Genomic DNA, 26241 nt, shown 5'->3' with positions numbered 1-26241 from the left:
CTCGGGCGCGGACTAAGACACCAGCGCAAAGCAGGACAAAGGCCTTTCGATTGGCAAGCGGATTTTTCATCACCTTCGAAGGCGGCGAGGGCGCCGGCAAGTCGACGCAGATCGAACGGCTGGCCCAGAAGATGCGCGCCAAGAAATACGATGTCCTCCTCACCCGCGAACCCGGGGGGTCACCCGGCGCCGAGGCGGTCAGGCACGTGCTCCTGTCCGGCGCCGCCGAGCCTTTCGGGCCGAAGATGGAGGCGCTGCTGTTTGCCGCCGCGCGCTCCGACCATGTCGAGCAGGTCATCCGGCCGGCGGTGGAGCGCGGCTCCATCGTGCTTTGCGACCGTTTCCTGGATTCGTCGCGCGTCTATCAGGGCGTCACCGGCGGCCTCGATCCGGCTTTCATGGAAGCTCTGGAGGAGGTCGCCATCAACGGCATGATGCCGGACATGACGCTGATCCTTGACATTGACCCCGCCGAGGGCTTGCGGCGCGCCGCCGCGCGGCGTGGCGCCGAGGACGGTCCGGACCGCTTCGAAAAGGAGACGCTGGACATCCACCAGCGCCGCCGTGACGCCTTCCTGGCGATCGCAACCGCCGAGCCGGACCGCTGCATCGTGATCGACGCGTCGGCGCCTCCCGCTACGGTGGAGGATGTCATCACCGCGGTGGTGTTCGCCGCACTTGAGGCGAGGGCGCCCGCTCGCAACCGACAGGCGGCGCCCGCATGATCTTCGAACGCATCGCTCCCGAGCAGCACGACACGCTGGACGGTGTACCGGAGCCGTCCGAGACGCTGCGCCTGGTCGGCCATGAGCAGGCGGCCGCGATGCTCGCTGCCGCCTATCGCTCGGGAAAACTGCCGCATGCGGTGATCTTTGCCGGGCCGATCGGCATCGGCAAGGCGACGCTTGCCTTTCACCTGGCGCACCATCTGTTGAAGCATCCGGCCTTCGACCAGGCGCCGGATGTGTTTGCCGTTCCCGATCCGGCCTCATCGCTGTTTCGCCAGATCGCCACCGGGGCGCATCCCGGCGTGCTGCATCTGACCAGGCCGCTGAACGACAAGACCAAGAGCTTCAAGACGGTCGTCACCGTCGACGAGATCCGCAAGGTCAACCGCTTCCTGTCGCTGACCTCGCATGACGGCAGCTACCGGGTGGTGATCGTCGATCCGGCCGACGACATGAACACCAACGCCGCCAATGCCTTGCTGAAGAACCTCGAGGAGCCGCCGAGCCGCACGCTGTTCATCCTCATCGTGCATGCGCCGGGCAGCCTTTTGCCGACCATCCGCTCGCGCTGCCAGATGGTGCGGCTGACGCCGCTCGATGCCGGCAGCCTGATGAGCGTTCTGGAAACCGTCGAGCCGCCGCCACCTTCCGATCCTGCCGCGCGCGCGGCACTGGCGGAACGGGCAGGGGGCAGCGCCCGCAATGCGATCCTTCTGACCCAATATGGCGGGCTGGAGATTGCCGGCACGCTCGACGCCCTGGTCACGTCGGGCAGGAGCGACATCGCCGGCGCCTATCGCCTTGCCGAGGCCGTCGCCGGCCGCGACCAGGCGATCCAGTTCGACATCTTCAACCGCCGCGCGCTCGATCTGCTCTCCACCGGCGCCAGTGAAGCCGCGCTGGCTGGGGATCTCGCGCGGGCGAAAACGCTGTCCGACACTTGGCACGAGGCGCTGAACGCCATATCTGAGACCGATACCTACAATCTTGACAAGAAGCAGCACGCCTTGACCATGATCGACCGCCTGAATTCCGCAATGCGAATGTGACCGGTTTCGGCATTGGGGCGGGATGGCAATCGCCGTCTCGATGCGATATCCACCGCTCACATTCATTCGGCCATTCATGACGGTTAATTCATGTCACGCGACACATTCTACATCACAACACCGATTTTCTATCCGAACGGCAAGCCGCATATCGGCCACGCCTATACAGTCATTGCAACCGACGCGCTGGCCCGCTTCCAGCGCCTGGACGGCAAGGACGTGCTCTTCCTCACCGGCACCGACGAACATGGCCTCAAGATGCAGCAGACGGCCGAGAAGGAAGGCATAACGCCACTCGCGCTTGCCGACCGCAACTCGGCGATCTTCCGTTCGATGACAGAGGTCCTGGGCGGCTCGAATGATGACTACATCCGCACGACGGAACCACGCCACTACGAGTCGTGCCAGGCGATCTGGAAGGCTATGGCGGCCAATGGCGACATCTATCTTGACCGCTATAGCGGCTGGTATTCGGTCCGCCAGGAAGCCTATTTCGAAGAGAGCGAAACCACGCTCGGCGACGACGGCGTGCGCCGCGAGCCACTTGGCTCGCCGGTCGAATGGAATGAGGAGGAAAGCTACTTCTTCAGGCTTTCCGCCTATCAGGACAAATTGCTTGCGCTGTACGAAAGCCAGCCCGATTTCGTCGGTCCGGCCGAGCGTCGCAACGAGGTGATGAGCTTCGTCAGGTCCGGCCTCAAGGATATCTCGATCTCGCGCACGACCTTCAATTGGGGCGTGCCGGTGCCGGGCGACGACAAGCATGTGATGTATGTCTGGGTCGATGCCCTGACCAACTACATCACCGCTGCCGGCTATCCCGACACCAAGGCCGAGCAATGGCGCTACTGGCCGGCCACGCACATTATCGGCAAGGACATCGTCCGCTTCCATGCCGTCTACTGGCCGGCTTTCCTGATGTCGGCCGGCATCGAACTGCCGAAGCGCGTCTTCGCGCATGGCTTCCTGTTCAACCGCGGCGAGAAAATGTCGAAGTCGGTCGGCAATGTCGTAGACCCCTTCACCATGGTCGAGCACTACGGCCTCGACCAGGTGCGCTATTTCTTCTTGCGTGAGGTGCCATTCGGCCAGGACGGCAGCTACAGCCATGACGCGATCGTCAACCGCACCAATGCCGATCTCGCCAACGGTCTCGGCAATCTGGCGCAGCGCTCGCTGTCGATGATCGCCAAGAACTGCGGCGGCGTGGTGCCGCATCGCGGCGAGCTGACCGAAGCCGACAGCGCGATCCTCGACCAGGCGGTGGAAGCGCTGGGTACCGCGCGCCAGGCGATGGCGGAACAGGGCATCCATCTCGCGTTGGCGGCGATCTTCGGCGTTGTGGCGGAAGCGGATCGCTACTTCGCCTCGCAGGCACCCTGGGCGCTGAAGAAGACCGATCCGGCGCGCATGGAAACGGTGCTGTGGACGACCGCCGAACTGGTGCGGCGCGTGGCATTGCTGTGCCAGCCCTACATTCCGGGGTCGGCCGGCAAGCTGCTCGATCTGCTGGCGGTGCCGGCGGACACGCGCGACTTCGCGCATGTCCATGCCGACTATGCGCTGGTGCCCGGCACGGCGCTGCCCGCGCCGGAGGGCGTGTTTCCGCGTTATGTCGAAAACCCTGAGGCGAGCGCCTGATGCTCGTCGACAGCCATTGCCATCTCGAGTTTCCGGATTTCACCGAGGAGCGGGCGGCCATCGTCGCCCGCGCCAAGGCTGCCGGTATAGGTCACATGGTGACCATCTCGACACGCGTGAAGCGGTTTGCGCAAGTGCTTGAGATTGCCGAGAGTTTCGACGAAATCTATTGCTCGGTCGGCACTCATCCTCACAATGCCGGCGAAGAGCTGGATGTGACGGCTGAGGACCTTGTGCGCCTGTCCGCGCACCCGAAGGTGGTGGCGATCGGCGAGGCCGGGCTCGACTATTTTTACGACAAGGCGCCACGCGATGCGCAGGCGCAGGGCTTTCGTACTCACATAGCGGCCGCGCGCGAGACCGGCTTGCCGCTGGTGATCCATTCGCGCGATGCCGATGACGACATGGCTGCCATCCTCGAAGACGAAACAGGGAAGGGCGCCTTCCCCTTCATCCTGCATTGTTTTTCGTCGGGGCGACGGCTGGCCGACGTGGGCGTCAAGCTTGGTGGCTATGTGTCCTTCTCGGGCATACTGACCTTCAAGAACTCAGCCGATTTACGCGCCATCGCAGCCGATGTGCCGCATGACCGGCTGCTGGTCGAGACCGACGCACCGTATCTGGCGCCGGTGCCGTTCCGCGGCAAACGCAACGAGCCGGCCTATGTCGCGCATACAGCCAAGGTGCTGGCGGAGACGGTCGGCGTTGGCGAAGCCGAGATCGCGACGCTGACGACGGCGAACTTCTTCCGGCTGTTCGGCAAGATGCCGCGGCCCGCCGGGCTCTGACGCATGAGCGACCGGCTGCGCCTCACCATCCTCGGCTGCGGCTCGTCACCTGGCACGCCGCGCATCACCGGCGATTGGGGCAATTGCGACCCGGCCAATCCGAAAAACCGGCGTACACGCTCAGCCGCGCTCGTCGAGCGGATAGCAGCCAACGGCGCCAGAACCACGGTCGTCATCGACACCGGGCCTGATTTCCGTGAGCAGATGCTGATGGCGGCCGTCCGGCGCATCGACGCCGTCGTCTATACGCATCCGCACGCCGACCACATCCACGGCATCGACGATCTGCGCGGCTACGTGCTGGAGCAGCGCCATTTGATCGATGTCCATGCCGACCAGCCGACCATGCTCAGGCTGCGCGAAGCGTTCGGCTATTGCTTCGAGACGCCGTTTGGCAGTTCCTATCCGCCGATCGTCAGGCCGCACATCATCGATCACGCAAGGGCGGTGACGATCGAAGGCGAGGGCGGTGCCCTCACCCTCGAGCCGCTGCCGCAGATCCATGGCGACATCATTTCGCTCGGCTTCCGCATCGGCGGGCTGGCCTACTGCCCCGATATAAGCGACTTCCCGGATGCCACCGCCGAGCGGCTGCGCGGCCTGGAAATGCTGGTCATCGATGCCTTGCAGTACCATACCCATCCCAGTCATCTGTCGCTCGTTCAGGCGCTTGGCTGGATTGAAAAACTGGCGCCGAAACAGGCCGTGCTGACGCATATGCATGTGCCGCTCGACTATGCCACGGTGAAGGCCGAGGTGCCGGCCAACGTCACTCCGGCCTATGACGGCATGGTGATCGAAATTCCTTTATGAGACAGCATGATACGAGCAGATCTTTATAAGGACGTTCGGTTCTTCGGCGCGAAGATCAACAGCGTTCCAATCCGCTCATAGCCCATGCGGGGATAAAGCAGCGCTCCGGCACGCGTCGCCAACAGCATCGAGCACCGCGACCCATGCGCTTTGTCGTCATGCAGCATTTTGGCCATCAGCGCCTGGCCGATGCCTCGACGCCGGTGCGAAGGCTCGACAAACATTGCCGAGCACCATGTGGCGCCGACGGCGTCTATGCTGCGCACACGCCCGACGATGGCGTCGCCATCGAGCGCCACATACTGGCGAAACGGCGCATCGTCGCCGAGTTGATCGTCTGGAAGTGGCCGCCTGCGTATGACCTTTCCCAGTTGTGCAGCGCGTTCAGCCGTCCTCACGCGTTCGATAGAGACGATTGCTGGCGGGTCTGGAATTTGGCGCAGCGACTGGATGAAAAAGCCTTCCGTCCGCAGCAGCCGGTAGCCGAGCGCCTTGTAGGCCGTTCGCGTTGGTTCGTCCGGGCCGTCATTCGCGATCACGACCGAAACGGCAAAGCCCGGCCGCGCATGCTGCCGCACGATGGCATCGGCTTCCTCGGCGGCGACGTCATGGACGATCCATTCTTCGCCACGGTAGTCGCGTGCATTCTTGCGCTCGGCATCGCGCATCAGCCACAAGGGTCCGACGCGGCTGGCTTCGTATGGAAAGGTGCGGCTCTTGTCGGTGCTGAAGCCGTGCACGAACACTTCGATCGCCGCTTCGATGTCACGCTTTCCTGTCGTCATCGACACAGCGTAGCGTTGGCCAACGGCTCATGCCAAGTCATCTGATGCTGGCCTCCGATCCAGCCAGCATCTTGAATCACAAAACCACTCTCACGCTTCTGTCAAAATCTGAAACGCTCTATGAAAGTCCGCGTCCTTTCCCAGCTGCGGCCTGATGCATAAGTTCCATAATCTATCTTATGCGACTTTCATATGTGGCTGCTGCTTCCATTAGCGGCGTGCCAATATACGCCCTGCTGACTGAGATGCAGGCCGGCGCTCACTGGGCGGTCACCATCCCACCATCCCATGGTTGCGATACAACGCATGATTTGCCGACAACGTCCCAACGGGTACCCTCAGGGGCATCCATCTGCCAGCGATCTGGCCTGCTGACGCGCGGTTCGTATAGCTTCCCCGAATGCAATCGTTCCCCGAGGTCATCACTCACAACTACGATCCCCGTCGAGGACCGTGCAGAAATATTTGCGAGCTGTCCGAAGAGCAGGCAGAACGGGTTCTTGACGAGATCAGAGCGTCTGGGCTGCGCGCTATCAAAGCAAACTACTTGGAGAGGCGACGATTAACGGAGGAATGGCTCATTCGAGAACGGCGCCGACTGCTTGGGCCCACGAAGCTAGAGCGTCCGGTCTATTTCTTAGCTTGGCGACTTTGCCGACGGCAAAGACCCGTCACGGCCAAGCTCACTCGTTATGCGACTGCGAGAGTTCCCACCGGAGACGCTCACTTTCACCTATCCAGACAGCATGGCAAGTCTTCCGATCGCGACGCGTGACGATCTTCGCCCCCAACGAAAGCGATACCACGGGCAAGTGTTTACTCTTGGTGAGATCGAAGCCGTCGTGGCCGAATTTGGGATGCCCGGTGAGCGCTGGAAGACCGATCCAACGATGAAGTATGACAAGTTCATCGAGGTGCAGGTATGGGATGATCGCCTCATTAACGAGCGGCTGCTTCAGGTCGATTCCCCCCTCTCCCCTTAGCGATTGGGATGGCGCCTTTCGCAAAGGCCTCGACTTCCTGCTCGACGGGCTGGCACCAGGATAACGAACAGGAGCGTCATCCCGAGAAGCTTTCCAGGAGGCCGCTGAAGGCTGCTGCGATTGCAACAAGATGGAAGACGCCAAGGGCCAGCCATCTGGAGCCGCCGGCGCCCGCAACAAATGCCCCATAGGCAGGAAACTGCAGCGCAGCCAATCCGATGGAAAGGCCGGTGATCGTTGTGTTGGTCAACAGCGTTGCCAGCATGGGGACCGGATAGAGAAGTCGCGCCAGCCCATAGTCGCCATGCCCGGCTCCGGCCGAATAGAGCGCCAGGAAAAAGGCGACGGGCGTGATGCCGAGGCCGACAAGGAACCCTGCCCGCGAGGAGAATTTTGGCGACGTCATCTGGCCATGGCCATGGCAGCGGACGGGTCGCGGTCGTCAGGCGCGAGCTTGGACGAAGTGACAAGCAGCTTCTCCTGATCGGCCCGCGACTTCGGCTCGATCGCGATTTGCAGCAGAGGCCAGGGCGCGGCAGACTTTTCTATCATGACGCCATGGTTGCAGATCGATCCGATGACCGCAACGGAGGGGTCTACGCCCGGCCGGCCGCCCTGCCCGTCCCTTTCGCTTCCTGACTGTGGACGCGCGCCAGGAAATCGCGCACCAGCGGAAGTGCCTCATCGAAATGCGTTTCGAGCAACCAGTGGCCGGCGCCATCGATCAGATGAAGCTCCGCTTCCCGCAAATCGCGCTGGTAGGCATGCGCCGATTGTGCCGGCATGTAACCATCCTCGGGGCCCCAGACGATGAGCGTTTGCGGTTGGTGCTCGCGCAGATAGCTCTGATAGCGCGGGAACCAGCCGAGGTTCGCCTCCAGCTTCTCCATCAGGCCGACCGCGAGCCGCCGGCGGATCGGCGTGTCCATCAAAGGCCAGTGGAGTTTCCAAAGATCGGGAGGCACGCGCTCGGCTACAGCGTAATCCACCTCTCCGACAAACTCGTGCCGGAAGCCCTTCTCGCTTACCGCCTCTTCCAACGGCCGGTGCTTTTCGGGCGTCTTTTCCTTCCAATAGGCTTTTATCCCAGCGTATTTCGGCCCGAGAACATCCTGGTATATATCGCCGTTCTGGATGATGAGTGCCGCGATGCGCTCGGGATGTGCGATGGCGTGGCGCAGTCCGATCTGAGAGCCATAATCGTGCAGCCAGAGCGCATAGCGCGACGTGCCGAGCGCATCGGCGAAAGCTGTCAGAAACCCGGCATAGGCATCGAAATCATAGCCAAAGTCCGACATTTCGGGCGTGCCGCTGTAGCCAAAGCCGGGAAAGTCCGGCGCGAATGTATGCCAGCGATCGGCAAGTGCCGGCATCAACCGTCGGAATTGATAGGACGAGCACGGATAGCCGTGCGGCAGGAGAAGGACGGGAGCATCAGGCGGGCCGTCTTCGCGATAGAAGATGCTGTTTCCGTCAATGTCGATCCGGCGATGTTGCAATTATACCTCCTTGCTCAAAGCTTGCCCGCCACTTTGTTTACGGCGCTCGGGCAAGAAGGTTCCCTTGAAGTCAGGGCGTGACGGCTTCCGGCTCTCCATTGCCCGACAGGATCTGCAGCGTTCCGCGCGTGGCGTTGCGGAACGCATCGTCGAAACTGACGCCACGTACCTGCCAGCGATACTCCTTATCCTTGAAGCTGAGCCGCCAGTCGCCGACCCAGCCCAGCGCTTCCTGGCGCCATACCAAAGTGCCGGCAAGCAGGGCGTCCCCATCCAGCGTGTTGGCCACGTCGGCGAGCGCGACGTCGGACGGCCGAGGCAACTCCAGCGGCAAACCGGTCCGGTGCGCCGCGTCCGCCAGCGCAACGCGCATATCCGCCGCAAGCTCGCCGCCGCCATCGCGCACCAGCGTGAAGCCGTCGCCTTTCATCGGCCTTACATCCAGCAGTGCGACCATTTTTGGCCGCGGCACCGCCCACGGTTTGCGCCCGAGCGACGCCAGCAAGGCATCGATCTTGTCCGGGTCGAAATCGGCGGTGATGTAATGCGGCCGGTCGTGGGTGCCCTGCTCGTCATGCGGCGGGCGGTTGTTGAGCAGGTCGCGGTAGCCGACACCAGTGACATAGTCGGCCGCGTGCCGGCTCATGTCCGCAACACGCGGGTCGCCGATCAGCCGCGGGTCGCCGGAAACCTTGACCAGCACCTCTTCAAGGCACGGCGCCAGGCCCCAGGCCCGGTTCTCCTCGCCAGTGCCGCTGGTCACCGATTGCGCGCGGTAGAGGCTGGCGCGGTCGATGTCGGCGGCAGCGACCGGAAAGACAATCAGCACAGCCAGCGCCGCTGCCACAAAGCCCAATTTCAAGCATCCAGGCACCCGCCGACCCTCCCGAACGGTCCGGAACATCCGTTGGAGCCATACTCCTGATCATCAGGGAATTTCAAGGTACCGCCCATCAAGGCGTATCGCCGACGATGCGCCGGTGTACGCCGTCCAGGCTCTCGGTGAGCGCCTCGAACATGTTTCGCGCCGTGAGTTCGCGAAGAACCTGTTCGTTGATGCCGCCGCGCGTCGCATAGTCCTGCGCCAGATGCATGAAGTCGGCATCCGGCGACATATCAGGAGCGCATCCCAAGGCTTTGAAAAGCGAGGCGATGTAATCGCGCCCCTTCCCTTCCTCCACGCCATTCCTCTTGAGCCAGCTGTTAATCGTATCGAGATATCTAAAGTAGCTGGCATAGGTTGCGGTGGCCACGCTCAACGCGTTGAATTCGGCTGGGTTCTCGACCTCGATCACTTTCCCCAGATTGCCGAACAAGGCAGCGACAGTGGCATCCGGCGGGCAGATGATCGTTGCCCCCAGCCGGTGGGCGATCATCGGCATGGGCAGCGCTTTCGTCACCTGGTGCGCGGGTGCGGTCAAGCGGGCAATCTCCTCGCGCGGCAGCGTGGCGATCAAGCTGATGAGGTGATGCTCGCGCCGAAACCGCAAACCCGGCAGGACGTCATGCGCAATTTGCGGCCGGACAGCCAGCATGACCAGGTCGCATTGATCGAGAACCGCCTGATTGTCATCAGCGATACGCACATCCGGATAACGGGCTGCCAGCTCTGCGGCGATCTCTTCATTGCGCGGCGACAGCAGCACGGAGACGGAGTTATCCGCGACGGATTTGAGCCCGCTGACAATGGCCGCTGTAAGGGCACCCGTGCCGATGAAGCCAAGTTTCATCGCGCCTGTCTCTGGTTCATCGGTCACAGCGGCGCATGCTCGAGCCGTACCTGATAGCTCAGCACGCGCTTTTCACCGGGCGCGATCAGCATCACGCCCGGCTTGTCCGCGAACTCGCCATCGAAATCCACGGGGCTGGCAAGCCCGTGCCAGGGTTCGATGCACAGGAACGGAGCGCCGCCCGGCTTCGACCAGATGCCCAATTCCTTAAAACCCTGCCACGACATCTCGATCGCCGCACCGTTCGCGGCGGCATAGCGCACGCTGGTGCTGGCCGGCCGGTCGAGGATCACGGCGTCTGCCTCGAACAGCTGTTCGGAAAGCGCCAGCGTTTTGCCTTCGATAGGCGTCGGCCGCGGTGCAGCCAGCACCAGGCCATCCTTCAGCCGGCGGATCGGCGCCGGCTCGTCCTGGGCAAAGGTCAGGTGGTAGTCTGTCTTGGCGAGCCCCGGCTGCAATGGCCAATTGAAAGCCGGATGTGCACCGATGGAGGCTGGCAGCGTCTCGTCGCCGGTGTTGGCAATCTCGAAGCTCACACCAAGTTCGCGACGCTCGAGGGTGTAGGTGATGGCAAGGCGAAAGGCGAACGGATAGCGCGTGCGTGTATCGGCATCGTCGGTCAACACCAGCGTGCAGGATCGGGGGCTCGCGTCAGCCCACACAAATGGCTTGTCGCGGGCAAATCCGTGCTGCGTCAGGGGATAGACCCGGCCCCGATGGCGAAGCTGGTCCCCCTTCAGCCGGCCGACGATCGGAAACAGCACCGGCGAATGCCGCCGCCATTCCGGCCCGGCCTGCCACAAAAACTCCAGACCCTCGGCATTGCGCAAGGAGACGAGCTCGGCCCCCTGCCCGACAATGGTTGCCGAGATGCCGTCGCCCTGAAGCGTCACTTGTTCCATGCGTTCTCGCGGAAAGCTGCGTGCGAGCGGCAGGTTAGCAAAAGCCCGCATGGACTCAAGGGCGCAGCGACATCGCGCTGATAGAGGAGCGATGTCTCCACGCCAAAACGACAGTGGCCGGAGATTCTCCTCCGGCCACTGCGAGATCGAGATTGTTGCCTTGCTACGGTTCGACTATTCGCGTTCGCCGGTGAAGTTCAGCAGCAGCTGGAAGATGTTGACGAAGTTCAGGTAGAGCGACAGCGCGCCGAAGACGGCGAGCTTCTGCTGCGATTCCGCGTCGAAATTCTCAGCATACTGTTCCTTGATCGTCTGCGTGTCCCAGGCGGTCAGGCCAACGAACACCGCGATGCCGATCACCGAAATGGCGAACTGCAGCGCGGTCGAGCCGAGGAAGATGTTGACGACGCTGGCGATCACCACGCCGATCAGACCCATGATCAGGAACGACGAGAACTGGGTCAGGTCGCGCTTGGTCGTGTAGCCGTAGAGGCTGGTGGCGCCGAACATGGTGGCGGTGATGAAGAAGGTGCGCGCGATGCTGGTGCCGGTGAAGACCAGGAACACCGAAGCCAGCGACAGGCCCATCACCGCGCAGAAGGCCCAGAACATCAACTGGGCGCTCGCCGCCGACATCGTCTGCATCTTGAACGAAAACAACAGCACGAAGGCGAGCGGCGCCAGCATCACCACCCATTTCAGCGGGCTGGAAAAGATCGGCACGTAGAGGGCCGGCGTCGAGGACACCACCATGGCAACGATGCCGGTGACGACGAGGCCGATGCCCATATAATTGTAGACGCGCAGCATGTGGCTGCGCAGGCCCTCGTCATAGACGGCGCCGGCGCGCGCGCCAGTGCCCATGCGGTATCCGAGGTCAGGGGTATTCATTGCGGGTTCTCCTTATGTGGTCTCAGTAAAGCGTCTTGATCAGTAAAGTGTCCTGATCAGTAAAGTGTCTTGGCAAGCGTCTCGACGGTGCGGTCGAGGTCGTGGACATCGCTGCGCGCGACGACCGCGTACGCGACCTCGCCGATCTGGAAATAGGCAGAGGAGATGTCGCCGGAGGGCGCGATGGCAGGCTTGACCACGTCGAAGGTTCCGGGCCGGATCGCAAACAGCGAGACCAGCCCCATATCCTTCGTCTCCAGCGCCACCTCGACGCTCGGCCCGAAGCGCGACGGATAGATCTGGACGTCGCGGACCTTCCAGTCCTTGGGCAGCGATGGCATGACGATTGCGGTGGCGGCGCGGATTTCGTCGCCATTGTAGTTGGGCGCCTCCAGCTGCGAGGGCATCGCCTCGCGCATGAGCGTCGTCTTGTGCGCCCGGATCGCTTCTTCGACATAGGCGGGCGGCGGCGGCGAAGCCACGACCTTGGTCACCAGCAGCGGCCCGAAGAGGCCGTTCGCCAGCCAGCCGGCAGCGACAAAGATGGCGACCGCGGCCGCCCGCTGCAGCACGGCGAAGACGCGGCGACTGGCCAGCCCCCTGCCCAGCCGGCGCGCGACTTCAGTCGTCGCCGGCCGCGCCATGCCTGTGGAAGCAGCCAGCGCCAGGCGCAGTTCGTCGCGCGTCCTCAAGTCGGACATCACCCGCGCCGCAGCCTCCGGACGAGCCGACAGGAACGCCTCGACCTCGATGCGGCGCGCGACATCCAGCTGGTCGTCGACATAGGCGTCGAGATCGGTATCGGTCACCGGGTCCCGCAACAGGTCGGTCATGATGGGTCTCCCACGATCCTCAGATGGCTTTTGGCCGGCGAAGGTGCAGCGTTTTCCATCTCGCGCAGTGCTGCGCGCGCCCTGCCGATACGCGACATCAGCGTGCCCAGCGGCACCCCGCTGGCGTCGGCGGCCTGCTGGTAGGAAAGGCCCTCGATGGCGACCAGATGCAGCGCCGAACGCTGCTCCTCCGGCAGACTGAAAAAGGCCTCGCGCACCTGCGCCAGTCGCACGGAATGTTCCTGCGGCGCCGGCGTGCTGGCATCGGTGAGATAGCCGGCCTGCTCGACACGCGCTGATTCCGACCGGCGCGAGCGCATCTTGTCGATGAAAGCGTTGTGGACGATCGACAGCAACCATGCCCGCAGATTGCCGCCCGAGCGGAATGTGTCGCGCCGCTCGTAGGCGCGCACCAGCGCATCGTGCACCAGATCCTCGGCGTCAGTGCCGTCGCGCGTCAGCGAGCGTGCGTAGCGCCTGAGCGAACCCAGCTGTCCGACAATATCGAAGCGTGGCATCGACCGTTTCATGCCCCGTTTACGAAACAGGCGGGGATCTTAATCCATCGCCACCAAAACTTTTTTGCGTCGCCACAATAGGCATCATGCAATCAGAAGTCCGCTGCGCACTTACCCATCTCCCGTGCGGCAGATGTTTGCTTTATGGATGAAGTCTAGCCTTATCCGTCTGTCCCAGGAGCAAAAGATGGCCAATGGTAGTCGTGTAACGGGTTTTGCAGCGTTGCCGATCGTCGGCAGGGTGTTCATCATCTTTGGCATTGTCGGACTGATCGCTTCCGGCGTGCTGGCCATCGTCGAGATGTACGGCCCTCGTACCGCTTCGGCGACAGGCAGGATTGTCGCCGCCGAATACAATCCCCGCATCGAGTTCTCGACCGCCGACGGCACCGTCATCCGCTTCAACAATGCCGTCCACAGCTCGTTCTGGGGTGATGGCGACAGCGTCCCTGTCGCTTACGACCCAACCAATCCGCAAAATGCCTCCGTCGACAGCTTCGCCGGACGCTGGTTCCTTGCCGGGCTGGCCGGCATGCTCGGCGGTTTCTCCCTGCTGACCGGCATCGGTCTCGCCGTGATTGGACGGGTGCTTATCCGGCGGATTGGAATGAACTCGTCGCCATAGCCGCCGACCCCTGCCGTACAGACAAAGCTTGGCGTAACGGTCCAGTACGCTAGCGGACTGGCGCAGATGGAAGCACTGGCGAAACGCGGCCGCTTTGCGTATTACTCCGCCGCCATTGGAGCCGTATTGATGTTCGAGACCCTGCAACCTGCCCCGGCCGACAAGATCATCGCCTTGATCGGCCTCTATCGCGCCGATCCGCGCCCCGGCAAGATCGATCTCGGCGTCGGCGTCTACAAGGACCGCGACGGCAGGACGCCGGTCATGCGCGCCCTGCGCGAGGCCGAGAAGCGGTTGCTGCAGGACCAGGACACCAAGACCTATCTCGGCCTTGCCGGCGACACCGGCTTCAACACGGCGATGGTCAAGCTGGCCTTCGGCCCCGCTGCCGACATGACGCGCATCCGCGCCGCGCAAGCGCCTGGCGGTTCCGGCGCGCTGCGGCTGGTGGCGGAGCTGTTGAAGCGGACCCGCCCCGACGCAACCGTCTGGCTGTCGGACCCGACATGGCCGAACCACCCGCCGGTGATGCGCGGGGCCGGCCTCAAGGTGCGCGATTATCCCTATTTCGATGCCGTTTCGGGCGCGGTGCGCTTCCACGAGATGCTGGCAACGCTTGGCGCAGCCGAGCCCGGCGATATCGTGCTGCTGCATGGCTGCTGCCATAACCCGACCGGCGCCAATCTCGATATCGCGCAATGGGCCAGCGTCACCGATCTTGTCGTCGAGCGCGGGCTGTTGCCCTTTGTCGACATTGCCTATCAGGGCTTTGGCGAAGGCCTGGACGCCGATGCGGCCGGCTTGCGCCTTCTCGCGGGCAAGGTGCCTGAAATGGTCGTTGCCTCGAGCTGCTCGAAGAACTTTGCCGTCTACCGCGACCGCGTCGGCGCGGCGATGATCCTGGCGAAGGATGGTGCGCAAGCCGATGTGGCGATGAGCCAGATGCTGGCGGCGGCGCGCGCCATGTATTCGATGCCGCCGGACCATGGCGCCGCCGCCGTGCGCATGGTGCTGGAAGATGATGGCCTTCGCGCCGACTGGGAGGCGGAGCTGGAGGAGATGCGGCTGCGCATGCTGAGGCTGCGCGTCCAGTTCGCCGACGCGCTGCGCCGGCAGTCCAACTCCGACCGCTTCGACTTCATCGCCAGCCATCGCGGCATGTTTTCCAGGCTTGGCCTGACCGAGGCGCAAGTCGAGCGGCTGCGTGCCGAGTATGGCGTCTACATGGTCGGCGACAGCCGCATCAACGTCGCCGGCCTGCCCGAGGACGGCATGGATGACCTCGCCAAGGCGGTTGTGTCGGTACTCGGCTGAAGCTCGCTGTGGACAATCTCCCCTCTCCGGCTGACGCCGTTGGCCGCACGACAGGCAGCGGGATAGCATTCGCCGCATGAAACCTTCGCGCGACATTTCCCGGCTGATCGAGATCATGGCGGCGCTCAGGGCGCCGAAGACCGGTTGTCCCTGGGACATCGAACAGGATTTCTCGACCATCGCGCCCTATACGATCGAGGAAGCCTATGAGGTGGCCGACGCCATTGCGCGCGGCGATCTCGACGATCTGCGCGACGAATTAGGCGATCTCCTGCTGCAGGTCGTCTACCACGCGCAGATGGCTGAGGAAGCCGGCGATTTTGCCTTCGGTGATGTGGTCGAGGCCATCACCACCAAGATGATCCGGCGCCATCCGCATGTCTTCGGCGACGAGAAGGCGCGCAACGCCGGCATGGCAAAGGGCATGTGGGAAAAGATCAAGGCTGAGGAAAAAGCCGAAAAGCGAAGTGCGCGCCTCGCCCGCGGCCTCGACCCCGAAGACCATGGCAAGGGTTTCCTGGACAGCGTGCCCGTCGCCCTGCCCGCTTTGACTCGTGCGCTGAAGCTGCAGGAAAAGGCAGCGCGTGTCGGTTTCGACTGGAGCGAGGCAGCACCCATCCTCGACAAGATCGAGGAAGAGATCGGCGAGCTGCGCGAGGCACTGGCTAAGGGCGAAACGGCTGAGATCAAGGACGAATTCGGCGACATGCTGTTTGCCGTCGTCAATCTGGGGCGTCACCTCAAGCTCGATTCGGAAGCGGCGCTTAGCGGCACCAACGAAAAGTTCCGCTCGCGCTTCCACTATGTCGAGCGCGCGATCGATGCATCGGGAAGCACGCTCGAAAAAGCCACGCTGGACGAGATGGAAGTGCTCTGGCAGCAGGCCAAGGGCGTGAAATAATCAGGCTTACTGCCTGTTTTTGCGGTGCAATCGGCTTTCGATCTCTTGCCGGGCGGTGTGCGTGGCCTTGAGTGCGATGGTCGCGCTGCCATCCTCATTGTCTACCCGCGAAACGACGTCGCCATTGCGGTATAGCCAGTCGACAAGGCCGAACTGCGGCGGTTCGATCGTCACCGTCAATTCCTCGAGTTCGCCCGACATCCTGGTCTCGATCAGCGCCTTCAGCGCATCGATGCCTTCGCCGGTGACCGCCGAGATGGCGATCGGCGGCGCCTTGTTGGCGTCAGTGCCGTCGGCGAGCAGGCGCTCCCGGTTGCCGTCGTCGAGAAGGTCGACCTTGTTCCACACCTCGATGACCCGGTTCGCATCGCCAGCGTCGACACCGAGATCGGCAAGGATGCGCTCGACGTCCTCGGCCTGGGCGGCCGTATCCGGATCTGAGATATCACGCAAATGGATGACCAGATCGGCCTCGACGACCTCTTCCAGCGTGGCGCGGAAGGCGGCGACCAGATGCGTCGGCAGGTCCGAAATGAAGCCGACTGTGTCCGACAGGATGATCGGCGTGCCGTGCGGCAGGCGCACGCGGCGCAGCGTCGGGTCGAGCGTTGCAAACAGCATGTCTTCGGCCAGCACGTCGGCCCCGGTCAGCCGGTTGAACAGCGTCGACTTTCCGGCATTGGTGTAGCCGACAATCGCCACCACCGGGAACGGCACCTTCTTGCGCTTGGCGCGGTGCAGGTCGCGGGTGCGGCGCACCGTTTCCAGCTCATGCTTGAGCTTGATGATTTTTTCCTGCAGCTGCCGCCGGTCCGACTCGATCTGGGTTTCGCCGGGGCCGCCGAGGAAGCCGGCTCCGCCGCGCTGGCGTTCAAGGTGGGTCCAGCTCCGCACCAGACGGCCCTTCTGGTAGTTGAGATGGGCAAGTTCGACCTGCAGCGTGCCCTCCTTGGTCCGCGCGCGCTCGCCAAAAATCTCCAGGATCAATCCGGTGCGGTCGAGCACCTTGGCATTCATTTCTTTTTCGAGATTGCGCTGCTGCACCGGCGTCAGCGGATGGTCGACGATGACCACCTCCGCGTGACCCTCTTTGACGATCTCGGCGAATTCCGCGACCTTGCCGCTGCCGAGCAAGGTTGCCGGGCGTGGATCGTTGACGGTGACCACCGCCGTGTGGATCAGATCCAGGTTGATGGCGCGGGCAAGGCCGACCGCTTCGTCGTGGCGCGCATCCGCCGAACGCGTCAGCCGTGGACGGTTCGTTTCGTCATCGTTGCGCTGATGCCGGGTAAGCACCGGCACAATGACAACCGCCCGGGTCGGACCTGTGGCTTCCGTCCCGGAATTATGTGCTGGTTTCCCGCGGACGCCGCGGTCCGCGTCTTTTTCACGTGCCAATCAGGCGCCCTGGCTTTCCTCGCCATCGAACATCTGAACCGGCTGGCTCGGCATGATCGTGGAAATGGCATGCTTGTAGACGAGCTGGGAGTGGCCGTCACGGCGCAGCAGAACACAAAAATTGTCGAAGGAAGTGACCACGCCGGTCAGCTTGACGCCGTTGATGAGAAAGATGGTGAGTGGATTTTTGCTCTTGCGAACAGAATTCAGGAACAGGTCCTGAAGGTTTTGCGATCGTTCCGCCATTGTTCTTGTCTTTCGCCGATCCCCTTCGGTTTGCAGGCTAATGCGCCAAATTAGCGGGCACATGTCAAGCTTGCAAACACCCCCTTGCCGTCAGTAACGACAAGCAGAACGAGATATATTGATGTGCAGTCCGTCTGTGCGGTTATCAGGCTGGACTTTTTTCCGCAACGTCAAAAAAGGCTTGCCGCAATGAAAGTGTTATCGAACCGGGGTGCCCATTGGCGACCGCGGCACCGTCGATTGCCACGACCGGCATGGCGATTGTCGTTGCCGAACTGATGAAAGCTTCTCGCGCAGCCTTGGCTTCAGTGACTGAAAAACCGCGCTCCTCGATCGTCAACCCGAGCTTTGCCGCCACTTCGAACATGGTCGTGCGGGTGATGCCGCGCAGGATGCCATGCTCCGCCGGCCGGGTGACCAGAACGCCGTCCCTTGTAACGATCCAGGCGTTGGACGAGCCGCCCTCCTTGACGTTGCCATCGGTGTCGACGAACCAGGCCTCCTGGGCGCCGGCCTCCTTGGCCTTCTGCTTGGCCAGTACGTTGGGCAGCAGGCCGGTGCTCTTGATGTCGACCCGGTCCCAACGGTTTTCCGGCACGGTGATGACCTTGATGCCCGCCTCGGCTCGCTTGGCGGCCGCCGCCGGGTCGGCCTTTCTGGCCGTAATCACTAGCGATGACGGTGTATCGGCGGGGAAAACGAAGTCGCGGCTGGCAACACCGCGCGTAACCTGGACATAGACCAGGCCGTTGACGACGTGGTTGCGCCGGACGATTTCGCGCAGAAGAAGCGGCAGCACACCCTTGGTGACCGGCCAGTCGATCGACAATTCGCTAAGGGAGCGGCTCAGCCGGGCAAGATGGCGCGGCATGTCGACGATAAAGCCCTGCGCCACCTCGCAGACCTCGTAGACGCCGTCGGCGAATTGATAGCCGCGATCCTCGATATGCACGGCAGCGTCGGCATGGGCGACATAGCGCCCGTTCACATAGGTAATGCGCGGCATGGGTGATCCCTCAGAAAAGTCCCGGTTTTTCTATGCGATTCCGCCGCTGCCGTAACCGGCAATTGAATGGGCCACAGCCCGCTGGACCAACAACAACGGGGGGTCAGACCCCCAGCGACTTCAGTTTCCGGTGCAGCGCCGAGCGCTCCATGCCGATGAATTCCGCCGTCTTCGAGATGTTGCCGCCGAAACGGTTGATCTGGGCGATCAGATAGTCCTTCTCGAACTGTTCGCGCGCCTCGCGCAGCGGCAGCGCCATGATGTGCTGGTCGGACTGGTTCGGCGTGCGCGGCATGACATCGCCGATCTCCGACGGCAACAGGTCGGCGGTGATCGGCGCATCGATATCGTCGCCACGCGCCAGGATCATCAGCCGTTCGACATTGTTGCGCAGCTGGCGGACATTGCCCGGCCAGTTGTGCGCCTGCAGCACGGCAAGCGCATCGTCGCCGATGCGGCGCGGCTTGATACCGGCCTGGCGCGCGATCTGCTTCATGAAATTGTCGACGAGGTAGGGAATGTCCTCGCGTCGCTCGGCCAGTCCCGGCACCATGACCGGAACCACCGCCAGGCGGTGATAGAGGTCTTCGCGAAAACGGCCGTCGGCGATCATCGCCTCCAGGTTCTGCGAGGTCGAGGAGATGATGCGGACGTCGACCTTGACCCGCTTGGTGCCGCCGACCCGCTCGAACTGCTGTTCGACCAGCACGCGCAAAATCTTGTTCTGCGTCTCGCGCGGCATGTCGGCCACTTCGTCGATGTAGAGAATGCCGCGGTGCGCCTCTTCAAGCGCGCCGACCTTGCGCTCGGTGCCGTTCGATTCGGTGCCGAACAGCTCGATCTCCATGCGCTCGGGCGTGATGTTGGCCGCGCTCAGCGTCACGAACGGCGCGCCCTTGCGCGTCGACAGCGTGTGGATGGCGCGCGCGGCGAGCTCCTTGCCCGAACCGGACGGACCGATGATCATGACGCGGCTGTTGGTCGGCGCAACGCGCTCGATGGTCTGGCGCAGCTGGCTCATCGCCGACGACATGCCGATCAAGTCGAAAGTTTCGCCGCTGCGCTGCTTGAGGTCGGAGACCTCGCGCCGTAATTTCGAGGTTTCGAGCGCCCGCTCGGCGATCAGGATCAGCCTGTCGGCCTTGAACGGCTTCTCGATGAAATCATAGGCGCCGCGGCGGATGGCCGACACCGCTGTCTCGATATTGCCGTGGCCGGAGATCATCACCACCGGCAGGCTCGGATGCATCGTCTTGATCTCGTCGAGCAGCGCCAGCCCGTCGAGGCGCGAGCCCTGCAACCAGATGTCGAGGAAAATCAGCCGCGGCGCCCGGTCGGCGATTGCCGCGAGCGCGCTGTCGGCATCGAATGCCGTGCGGGTTTCATGCCCTTCGTCGCTCAATATGCCCGCGACGAGTTCACGGATGTCTTCCTCGTCATCGACGATGAGAATATCAGACGCCATTACCGACCTTTTCAGTTTCTCGTTCGTGTTCCGTTTCGCCTTGACCGCGTGGCGGCGCGGTTGCGGCAGCTGGCGGCAGGATGATCGAGATCATCGCGCCGCGTCCACCGTGGAAATCCGCGGGCGCATCGTGCAATTCGAGCCGCCCGCCATGGTCCTCCACGATCTTCTTGACGATGGCGAGACCGAGCCCGGTGCCCTTCTCGCGCGTCGTCATGTAGGGCTCGAGCAGCCTTTGGCGGTTCTCGCGCGGCAAGCCTTTGCCATTGTCGATGACGTCGATTCTGATCGCGCCATTCTGCCGGGCAGCTTGAATCCGGATTATGCCGTGCGAACCGTCCTTTTGTTCCAGCCCGTCAATCGCCTCGGCCGCGTTCTTGATGACGTTGCCGAAAGCCTGCGCCATCAATCGGCTATCGAACGTGCCCTTGAGCGGCTCGTTGCCGAACACGCGTTCGAAAGCAATGTCGGCGCGGCTGACTTCGACCAGGAACGACGCCTCGCGCAGCGATTCACGCAGATCGATGGCTTTCATCTCGGGCTTGGGCATGCGGGCGAAAGCCGAGAACTCGTCGACCATGCGGCCGATATCCTCGACCTGCCGGATGATCGTGTCGGTGCACTGGTCGAAAATCTCGCGGTCCTCGGTGATGACCTTGCCGAAGCGTCGCTTGATGCGCTCGGCCGAGAGCTGGATCGGCGTCAGCGGGTTCTTGATTTCATGTGCGATACGCCGCGCCACATCCGCCCAGGCCGACGAGCGCTGTGCCTGGACCAGATCGGTGATGTCGTCGACAGTCACGACGTAGGATTTCTCCTCCTCGCCGTCGTCGCCGGCCTCGATGGTGATCTGCACGTTGAAGGTACGCTCGGCGCCGGTGCGATAGAAGGTGACCTGCTCGCGATAGACCGGCTTGCCGGATTTGCGGCCGATCTCGAAGACACGGCCGACATGCGGTAGCACGGCGGACAGGTTCTGCCCCAGCGCCGCCGTGGCCGATATGGCCAGCATCGTTTCGGCCGATTTGTTGACGATGGAGACGATGCCGTAGGGATCGACGCCGATGACGCCGGCGGTGACGCCGGCCAGCACCGCTTCCGAGAAACGACGCCGTTCGTCGATCAAATCCTTGGCCGACAGGATCTCGTTGCGCTGCGATTTAAGCTCCAGCAGCATCTTGTTGAACGTATCGCCAAGCGAGGCGACATCGCCGTCGGAAGGCCGTACCGGCACGGCGACATCGAGATTGCCGGTCGCAACCTCGTCAGCCGCGCCGATGAGCTGACGGATGGGCCGCACCAGACGGTCGGCCACCGCTATGCCGGTCCAGATGGCCGACAGGATGATGATCAGCGTCAGCGACAGATAGGGCAGCGCGAACGCCACCTGCGACGTCCGCCTGTTGTCTTCCAGGCCGCGATATTCGGCGGTGTTGGACTGGACGATCGCCCTCGCCTTGATCACTTCGGGGTCGACCAGGCGATTGGTGTAGAGGTAGAGGCCTTCGATCTCCCGCAGCTTGATGATGGCGCCCATGATGTTGCGCGTCTTCGGCTCGATCAGCACCGGCTTGCCGTCGGCCGCACTTGCCACCGCGCCCTCAGGCGGTGCCGGCATGGCGAAGTCCGCATCGGTCTGGGCACTCACGACAAAGGAGCCGTCTTCCCTGACCAGCGCCGCATGCACCAGGCTTCTGCCGACGGCTTCCTTGTTCATCAGGTCGAGAAAGCCGGTTCGATCGAGGCCGTAAAGCGTGCGCGAGGCGTCGAGATCGTAGGCCATCGACAGCGTCGTGCCCTGAAGATTGCGAGCGTTTTCCTGCACATAGGCGTCGGCGATCGACAGCGACGAGTTGACGATCGCCTTGGTGCGGATCTCGAACCAGCGGTCGAGGCCGATATCGAGCGTGATCGACGCGATGATGGCCACCATGATGGCGGGGATGGCCGCGACCAGCGCAAACATCGTCACGATGCGCACATGCAGCCGCGAAGCCGCCTTGCCGTGCCGGCGCGCCATGGTGATGCGATGCACCTCTCGGCCGACCAGGGCGATCAGCGCCAGCACAAATAAGGCATTGGCCGCAATCAGCGTCAGCGTTGTGTTTGCGTCTGGCGTGATCGGCGTGGCGCCGACAAGAATCGCAAACGAGATTGCCGCCGTAACCAGCGCGCCGGCAATTGCCACAACGCCAGGCAACGCAAGCAGCCGCCGTCCATCCCTCTGGCCGGGTCTGCTGAAAAGCGGTTCGTTTGATGTGAGAGCTTGCGAAGCCATGTCGCCGTCTAAGAGCCAGTGATTGCGTCGGATGTATGCAACGCATTGTGGCGATTATGCAACAAGTGTGGCCGTGACGGAAATCTTTCGGCCGCCGATCCCCTGAAAAGGGGACGACCTCGCGTCACTTCGGGCGCCAGGCGCTCATGATCTCGACGATTTGTAGACGTTGACGCCCAGCTCGCGAATCTTCTTGCGCAGCGTGTTGCGATTCAAGCCGAGCAATTCGGCCGCCTTGATCTGGTTGCCGCGCGTTGCCGTCATGGAAGCGAGCACCAGCGGATATTCGACCTCGGACAAGATGCGCTGATAGAGACCTGCCGGCGGCAACTCACCGGCGAAAGAGGCAAAATAGCGCTGCAGGAAGTGCTCCACCGCCTGGCCGATGGATAGATCGTCCGGGATCAAACTGCCGCCGCCGGGAACGACCGGTCTTTCGCCTGTCTTCAGCTCGGCTTCAATGATCTCGGCTGATATTTCGTCCTGCGAATAGAGCGCCGCAAGCCGGCGCACCAGGTTTTCCAACTCGCGCACGTTTCCCGGCCACGGATAGCGCTTCATCAATTCGATGCCGCCGGTCGAAATTCGCTTGGTCTGCAAGCCTTCGCTGGCGCCGATCTTGAAGAAATGCCGCACCAGATCGGGAATGTCTTCCGATCTCTCACGCAAACCCGGCAGCCGAAGCGGCACGACATTCAGGCGATAGAACAGATCCTCGCGGAAAAGCCCCTGGTTGATCAGCGTGCGCAGATCCTTGTTGGTGGCGGCGACGATGCGCACATCGGTCTTGATCGGGGTGCGCCCGCCGACCGTTGTGTATTCGCCCTGCTGCAGCACGCGCAGCAGCCGCGTCTGCGCCTCCATCGGCATGTCGCCGATCTCGTCGAGGAAAAGCGTGCCGCCCTCGGCCTGCTCGAAGCGGCCGGTCGAGCGGTTCTGTGCGCCGGTGAAGGCGCCCTTCTCGTGGCCGAACAGCTCCGATTCGATCAAATCGCGCGGGATCGCCGCCATGTTGATGGCGACGAACGGACCGCCGCGGCGACGGCCATATTCGTGCAACGCGCGCGCCACCAATTCCTTGCCGGTGCCGGACTCGCCCGAGATCATCACCGTCAGGTCGGTCTGCATCATGCGCGCCAGCATGCGGTAGATGTCCTGCATGGCGGCCGACCGGCCGACCAGCGGCATCGCGTCAGGCTGTTCTTCCGGTCGCGTATCGATCTTCGGTCGGCGCGGCTCTGACAGTGCCCGGTTGACGATGTTGAGCAGTTCGGTCAGGTCGAACGGCTTCGGCAGATACTCGTAAGCACCTGTTTCGGAAGCACGGATCGCCGTCATGAAAGTGTTTTGCGCGCTCATCACGATGACCGGCAGCTCGGGCCGCGCCTTCTTGATGCGCGGCAGCATGTCGAAGGCGTTCTCGTCCGGCATGACAACGTCGGTGATCACCAGATCGCCCTCGCCCGCCGCCACCCAGCGCCACAGCGTCGAGGCGTTGGAGGTCACGCGCACCTCATGGCCGACGCGCGACAGCGCCTGATTGAGCACGGTGCGGATGGCCGCATCGTCGTCGGCGACGAGAATATTGCCGCGAACCGTCATTTGCGGTCTCCTTCGCCTTCATCATCGGCAGTGTCGATGGGTGTTTCTTTCCAGGCCGGCATCAGGATTCGGAAGGTGGTGCCGCGCGGCGTCGAATCGCATTCGATGATGCCGCCATGCTCGCCGACGATTTTCGCCACCAGCGCCAGGCCGAGCCCCGACCCGTTCGGCTTGGTGGTGATGAACGGATCGAACAGGATCGGCAGAATGTCTTCCGAAACGCCGGACCCATTGTCGCGCACGCAGAATTCAAGCGGTAGCGACACGCGGTCCTGGGTTCCGGGAACGGAAACGCGGATGCCCGGCCTGAACGCGGTCGACAGCACGATCTCGCCCTGCGGGTCGCCGCCGATCGCCTCGGCAGCGTTCTTGACCAGGTTGAGAAACACCTGGATCAGTTGGTCGCGGTTGGCGAAAACCGGAGGCAATGATGGATCATAGTCCTCCAATATCCTGATTCTCTTGGCAAAACCGTTCTTCGCGATTGCCTTCACATGGTCCAGCACGACATGGATGTTGACAGGATAGCGGTCAATCGGCCGCTCGTCGGAAAACACTTCCATGCGGTCGACGAGGGAGACGATACGATCGGTCTCGTCGGTGATGAGGCGGGTCAGCGCGCGATCCTCGTCGGACGCCGAGAGTTCGAGCAGCTGTGCGGCGCCACGTATGCCGGACAGCGGGTTCTTGATCTCATGTGCCAGCATGGCGGCAAGGCCGGTGACCGAACGCGCGGCACCCCTGTGTGTCATCTGCCGGTCGATCTTGTCGGCCATCGAGCGTTCCTGGAACATCACCACGATCGAGCCTGGGAATTCCGGCACCGGCGCGACATAGAGATCGACGACCTTCTCGATGCCGAGACGCGGCGACGACACGTCGACACGGTATTCGTTGACCGGCGCACGGCGCTCGCGCACCTGGTCGACCAGTTGCAACAGCGGGCTGCCGAACGGGATCAGCTTGGACAGTGTGTTGCGTGCCAGCATGTTGGCGCTGGAGCGGAAGAAGTCTTCCGCGTCGGCATTGGCGTAGGTGATGAACCCATCGGGATCGACCATGATCACCGGACGGCGGATGGTGTTGAGCACGATATGGGCAGCATTTGCCATCTCGGTGCCCGGTGCAGCAGGCGCGTTCATGCAGCGCTCCGCATGGATGCGGCCTCGCCCCCGCCGGAAAACACCTCACGCAGCACGGCCATGACGCGGGCGGGCTCGAACGAGGTGAGGATGGCTTTGCGCCCTTCATTGGTGACGCCCACAGCGTGGCGATCGAGATACCAGCCGAGATGCTTGCGCGCCTGGCGCAAGCCACTTTCGACGCCGTAAAGCGTCAGCATGTCTTCGTAGTGGGAAACGATGTAGTCCGCCATGGCTTGCGGGCTTTCCGGCACGCCGGAGGGCGCGTTGCCCGCAGCCGTTGCCGCGATGTGGCCCGCCGTCCATGGCGCGCCATAATGCGCGCGGCCGATCATCACCGCGTCGGCGCCCGACTGTTCAAGGATTTCGGCGGCCTCCGCGGGCGAGCCCACATCGCCATTGGCGACGACCGGGATCGAGACGACGTCCTTGATGCGGGCGATGGCGCCCCAATCGGCCTTGCCTTGATAAAACTGGCAGCGCGTGCGCCCATGCACGGTCACCATTTTAACACCGGCCTCTTCGGCGCGGCGCGCCAAGACGGGTGCATTGAGCGCATTGTCGTCCCAGCCGAGCCGCATCTTGACCGTGACCGGCACCTGGACCGCGCCGATCACCGCTTCGATCAGCGACAGCGCGTGGTCGAGATCGCGCATCAGCGCCGAGCCGGCATAGCCGCCGGTCACCTTCTTGGCCGGGCAGCCCATATTGATGTCGATGATGTCGGCGCCCTCGCCGGCAGCGATGCGCGCGCCCTCGGCCATGTGCTCGGCCTCGCGGCCGGCAAGCTGGACCATATGGACGGGCAGCCCGGAATGACGGATGCGCAGGTCGCAGCCGGCCCTGCCCTTGGCAAGCTCGCCGCTCGCCACCATTTCCGACACGACCAGGCCCGCGCCATGCGCGTAGGCGCGCTGCCGGAACGGCTCGTCCGTTATTCCCGACATGGGCGCGAGGAAGACGCGGTTGCGGATCGTCACGCCGCCAATGTCGAGCGGCGAAGCCAATTTTGTCACTTCAGGCATGCACAAAAACCAAGCATATCGGATTGCTGCACATTCTCTAGCCATAAGAAAGGCATTGTGCAACGCGCAATGACGTCAC

26 protein-coding genes are annotated in these 26241 nt (G+C 63.0%); 9 read left to right on the top strand and 17 right to left on the bottom strand.

Going from position 1 to position 26241, the window contains the following annotated elements:
* Positions 1–50 precede the first annotated feature (50 nt).
* The 5 genes from tmk to NKJ58_RS22530 all read left to right on the top strand — a co-directional run bounded on the left by tmk (position 51) and on the right by NKJ58_RS22530 (position 5019).
* Positions 51–725 (top strand): dTMP kinase, encoded by a 675-nt coding sequence (tmk, locus tag NKJ58_RS22550; protein ID WP_023701723.1) that lies wholly within the window; start codon positions 51–53, stop codon positions 723–725.
* A complete protein-coding gene (locus NKJ58_RS22545; protein ID WP_023745049.1) occupies positions 722–1777 on the top strand; it encodes a DNA polymerase III subunit delta' in 1056 nt (351 codons plus the stop codon). The genes tmk and NKJ58_RS22545 overlap by 4 nt, the downstream gene beginning before the upstream one ends.
* A 90-nt stretch (positions 1778–1867) precedes the next feature.
* Positions 1868–3418 carry a methionine--tRNA ligase gene (gene metG / locus NKJ58_RS22540; RefSeq protein ID WP_023824940.1) on the top strand — a complete coding sequence of 517 codons (1551 nt, stop codon included), beginning with the start codon at positions 1868–1870 and terminating at the stop codon, positions 3416–3418.
* Positions 3418–4206, top strand: a complete 789-nt coding sequence (locus tag NKJ58_RS22535; protein ID WP_023805223.1) for a TatD family hydrolase — start codon at positions 3418–3420, stop codon at positions 4204–4206. The genes metG and NKJ58_RS22535 overlap by 1 nt, the downstream gene beginning before the upstream one ends.
* Positions 4207–4209: 3 nt before the next feature.
* Entirely contained in the window at positions 4210–5019 is an 810-nt protein-coding gene (locus NKJ58_RS22530; protein ID WP_023805224.1) for an MBL fold metallo-hydrolase, read from the top strand.
* Positions 5020–5042: 23 nt separating this feature from the next.
* On the opposite strand, the gene NKJ58_RS22525 is transcribed toward NKJ58_RS22530, so the two are convergent.
* Positions 5043–5804 carry a GNAT family N-acetyltransferase gene (locus NKJ58_RS22525; RefSeq protein ID WP_023736650.1) on the bottom strand — a complete coding sequence of 254 codons (762 nt, stop codon included), beginning with the start codon at positions 5802–5804 and terminating at the stop codon, positions 5043–5045.
* A 746-nt stretch (positions 5805–6550) separates the two neighbouring features.
* Between NKJ58_RS22525 and NKJ58_RS22520 the strand changes: the two genes are divergently transcribed.
* Complete coding sequence (locus NKJ58_RS22520; RefSeq protein ID WP_023805225.1) at positions 6551–6787, top strand: hypothetical protein; 237 nt, start codon at positions 6551–6553, stop codon at positions 6785–6787.
* Positions 6788–6863: 76 nt separating this feature from the next.
* Here NKJ58_RS22520 and NKJ58_RS22515 read toward each other — a convergent pair whose 3' ends face one another.
* From NKJ58_RS22515 to NKJ58_RS22480, 8 genes are all read right to left on the bottom strand, one after another.
* Positions 6864–7193 (bottom strand): hypothetical protein, encoded by a 330-nt coding sequence (locus tag NKJ58_RS22515; protein ID WP_023696110.1) that lies wholly within the window; start codon positions 7191–7193, stop codon positions 6864–6866.
* Between the two features lie 190 nt (positions 7194–7383).
* Positions 7384–8286 (bottom strand): alpha/beta fold hydrolase, encoded by a 903-nt coding sequence (locus NKJ58_RS22510; protein WP_023682543.1) that lies wholly within the window; start codon positions 8284–8286, stop codon positions 7384–7386.
* Positions 8287–8356: 70 nt separating this feature from the next.
* Complete coding sequence (locus NKJ58_RS22505) at positions 8357–9133, bottom strand: DUF8605 domain-containing protein (protein ID WP_245261307.1); 777 nt, start codon at positions 9131–9133, stop codon at positions 8357–8359.
* Between the two features lie 106 nt (positions 9134–9239).
* On the bottom strand, positions 9240–10016 hold the full coding sequence (locus NKJ58_RS22500) for a pyrroline-5-carboxylate reductase (RefSeq protein ID WP_023668939.1): 777 nt from the start codon (positions 10014–10016) through the stop codon (positions 9240–9242).
* A 23-nt stretch (positions 10017–10039) separates the two neighbouring features.
* Positions 10040–10918, bottom strand: a complete 879-nt coding sequence (locus NKJ58_RS22495) for an aldose 1-epimerase family protein (protein ID WP_023668938.1) — start codon at positions 10916–10918, stop codon at positions 10040–10042.
* A gap of 174 nt (positions 10919–11092) precedes the next feature.
* On the bottom strand, positions 11093–11809 hold the full coding sequence (locus NKJ58_RS22490) for a Bax inhibitor-1/YccA family protein (RefSeq protein ID WP_023668937.1): 717 nt from the start codon (positions 11807–11809) through the stop codon (positions 11093–11095).
* Positions 11810–11865: 56 nt separating this feature from the next.
* Positions 11866–12642, bottom strand: a complete 777-nt coding sequence (locus NKJ58_RS22485) for an anti-sigma factor family protein (protein ID WP_023816031.1) — start codon at positions 12640–12642, stop codon at positions 11866–11868.
* Positions 12639–13172, bottom strand: a complete 534-nt coding sequence (locus tag NKJ58_RS22480) for a sigma-70 family RNA polymerase sigma factor (RefSeq protein WP_023668935.1) — start codon at positions 13170–13172, stop codon at positions 12639–12641. The genes NKJ58_RS22485 and NKJ58_RS22480 overlap by 4 nt, the downstream gene beginning before the upstream one ends.
* Positions 13173–13347: 175 nt before the next feature.
* Between NKJ58_RS22480 and NKJ58_RS22475 the strand changes: the two genes are divergently transcribed.
* The 3 genes from NKJ58_RS22475 (at position 13348) to mazG (ending at position 16000) form a co-directional block, all read left to right on the top strand.
* On the top strand, positions 13348–13785 hold the full coding sequence (locus NKJ58_RS22475) for a DUF3592 domain-containing protein (RefSeq protein WP_196814917.1): 438 nt from the start codon (positions 13348–13350) through the stop codon (positions 13783–13785).
* A 129-nt stretch (positions 13786–13914) separates the two neighbouring features.
* A complete protein-coding gene (locus NKJ58_RS22470; protein WP_023816029.1) occupies positions 13915–15099 on the top strand; it encodes an amino acid aminotransferase in 1185 nt (394 codons plus the stop codon).
* 76 nt (positions 15100–15175) lie between these two features.
* Positions 15176–16000, top strand: a complete 825-nt coding sequence (mazG, locus tag NKJ58_RS22465) for a nucleoside triphosphate pyrophosphohydrolase (RefSeq protein ID WP_023691283.1) — start codon at positions 15176–15178, stop codon at positions 15998–16000.
* Positions 16001–16006: 6 nt separating this feature from the next.
* Here mazG and hflX read toward each other — a convergent pair whose 3' ends face one another.
* The 8 genes from hflX to dusB form a co-directional block, all read right to left on the bottom strand.
* Complete coding sequence (gene hflX, locus NKJ58_RS22460) at positions 16007–17398, bottom strand: GTPase HflX (protein ID WP_023708495.1); 1392 nt, start codon at positions 17396–17398, stop codon at positions 16007–16009.
* The gene (gene hfq / locus NKJ58_RS22455) at positions 17399–17644 is read right to left on the bottom strand and encodes an RNA chaperone Hfq (RefSeq protein WP_006202172.1); all 246 of its coding nucleotides are present in this window, start codon (positions 17642–17644) and stop codon (positions 17399–17401) included.
* Positions 17645–17789: 145 nt separating this feature from the next.
* Positions 17790–18650 carry a D-amino-acid transaminase gene (locus NKJ58_RS22450; protein ID WP_023701734.1) on the bottom strand — a complete coding sequence of 287 codons (861 nt, stop codon included), beginning with the start codon at positions 18648–18650 and terminating at the stop codon, positions 17790–17792.
* A gap of 103 nt (positions 18651–18753) precedes the next feature.
* Positions 18754–20115, bottom strand: coding sequence for a nitrogen assimilation response regulator NtrX (gene ntrX, locus NKJ58_RS22445; protein ID WP_023668929.1), 1362 nt, complete (start codon positions 20113–20115; stop codon positions 18754–18756).
* On the bottom strand, positions 20105–22393 hold the full coding sequence (locus tag NKJ58_RS22440) for a sensor histidine kinase NtrY-like (RefSeq protein ID WP_023688460.1): 2289 nt from the start codon (positions 22391–22393) through the stop codon (positions 20105–20107). Before NKJ58_RS22440 ends, ntrX begins: the two co-directional genes overlap by 11 nt.
* A gap of 144 nt (positions 22394–22537) precedes the next feature.
* Positions 22538–23995 (bottom strand): nitrogen regulation protein NR(I), encoded by a 1458-nt coding sequence (ntrC, locus tag NKJ58_RS22435; protein ID WP_023682548.1) that lies wholly within the window; start codon positions 23993–23995, stop codon positions 22538–22540.
* Positions 23992–25137 (bottom strand): two-component system sensor histidine kinase NtrB, encoded by a 1146-nt coding sequence (locus NKJ58_RS22430; protein WP_023688458.1) that lies wholly within the window; start codon positions 25135–25137, stop codon positions 23992–23994. Before NKJ58_RS22430 ends, ntrC begins: the two co-directional genes overlap by 4 nt.
* Positions 25134–26162, bottom strand: a complete 1029-nt coding sequence (dusB, locus tag NKJ58_RS22425) for a tRNA dihydrouridine synthase DusB (RefSeq protein WP_023752289.1) — start codon at positions 26160–26162, stop codon at positions 25134–25136. Before dusB ends, NKJ58_RS22430 begins: the two co-directional genes overlap by 4 nt.
* Between the last annotated feature and the right edge of the window lie 79 nt (positions 26163–26241).

This window comes from Mesorhizobium sp. M0139 (assembly GCF_040322455.1).
Taxonomy (GTDB): domain Bacteria; phylum Pseudomonadota; class Alphaproteobacteria; order Rhizobiales; family Rhizobiaceae; genus Mesorhizobium.
The sequence above is the reverse complement of the archived record's forward strand: the minus strand, read 5'-3'. Positions and strand labels throughout refer to the sequence as shown.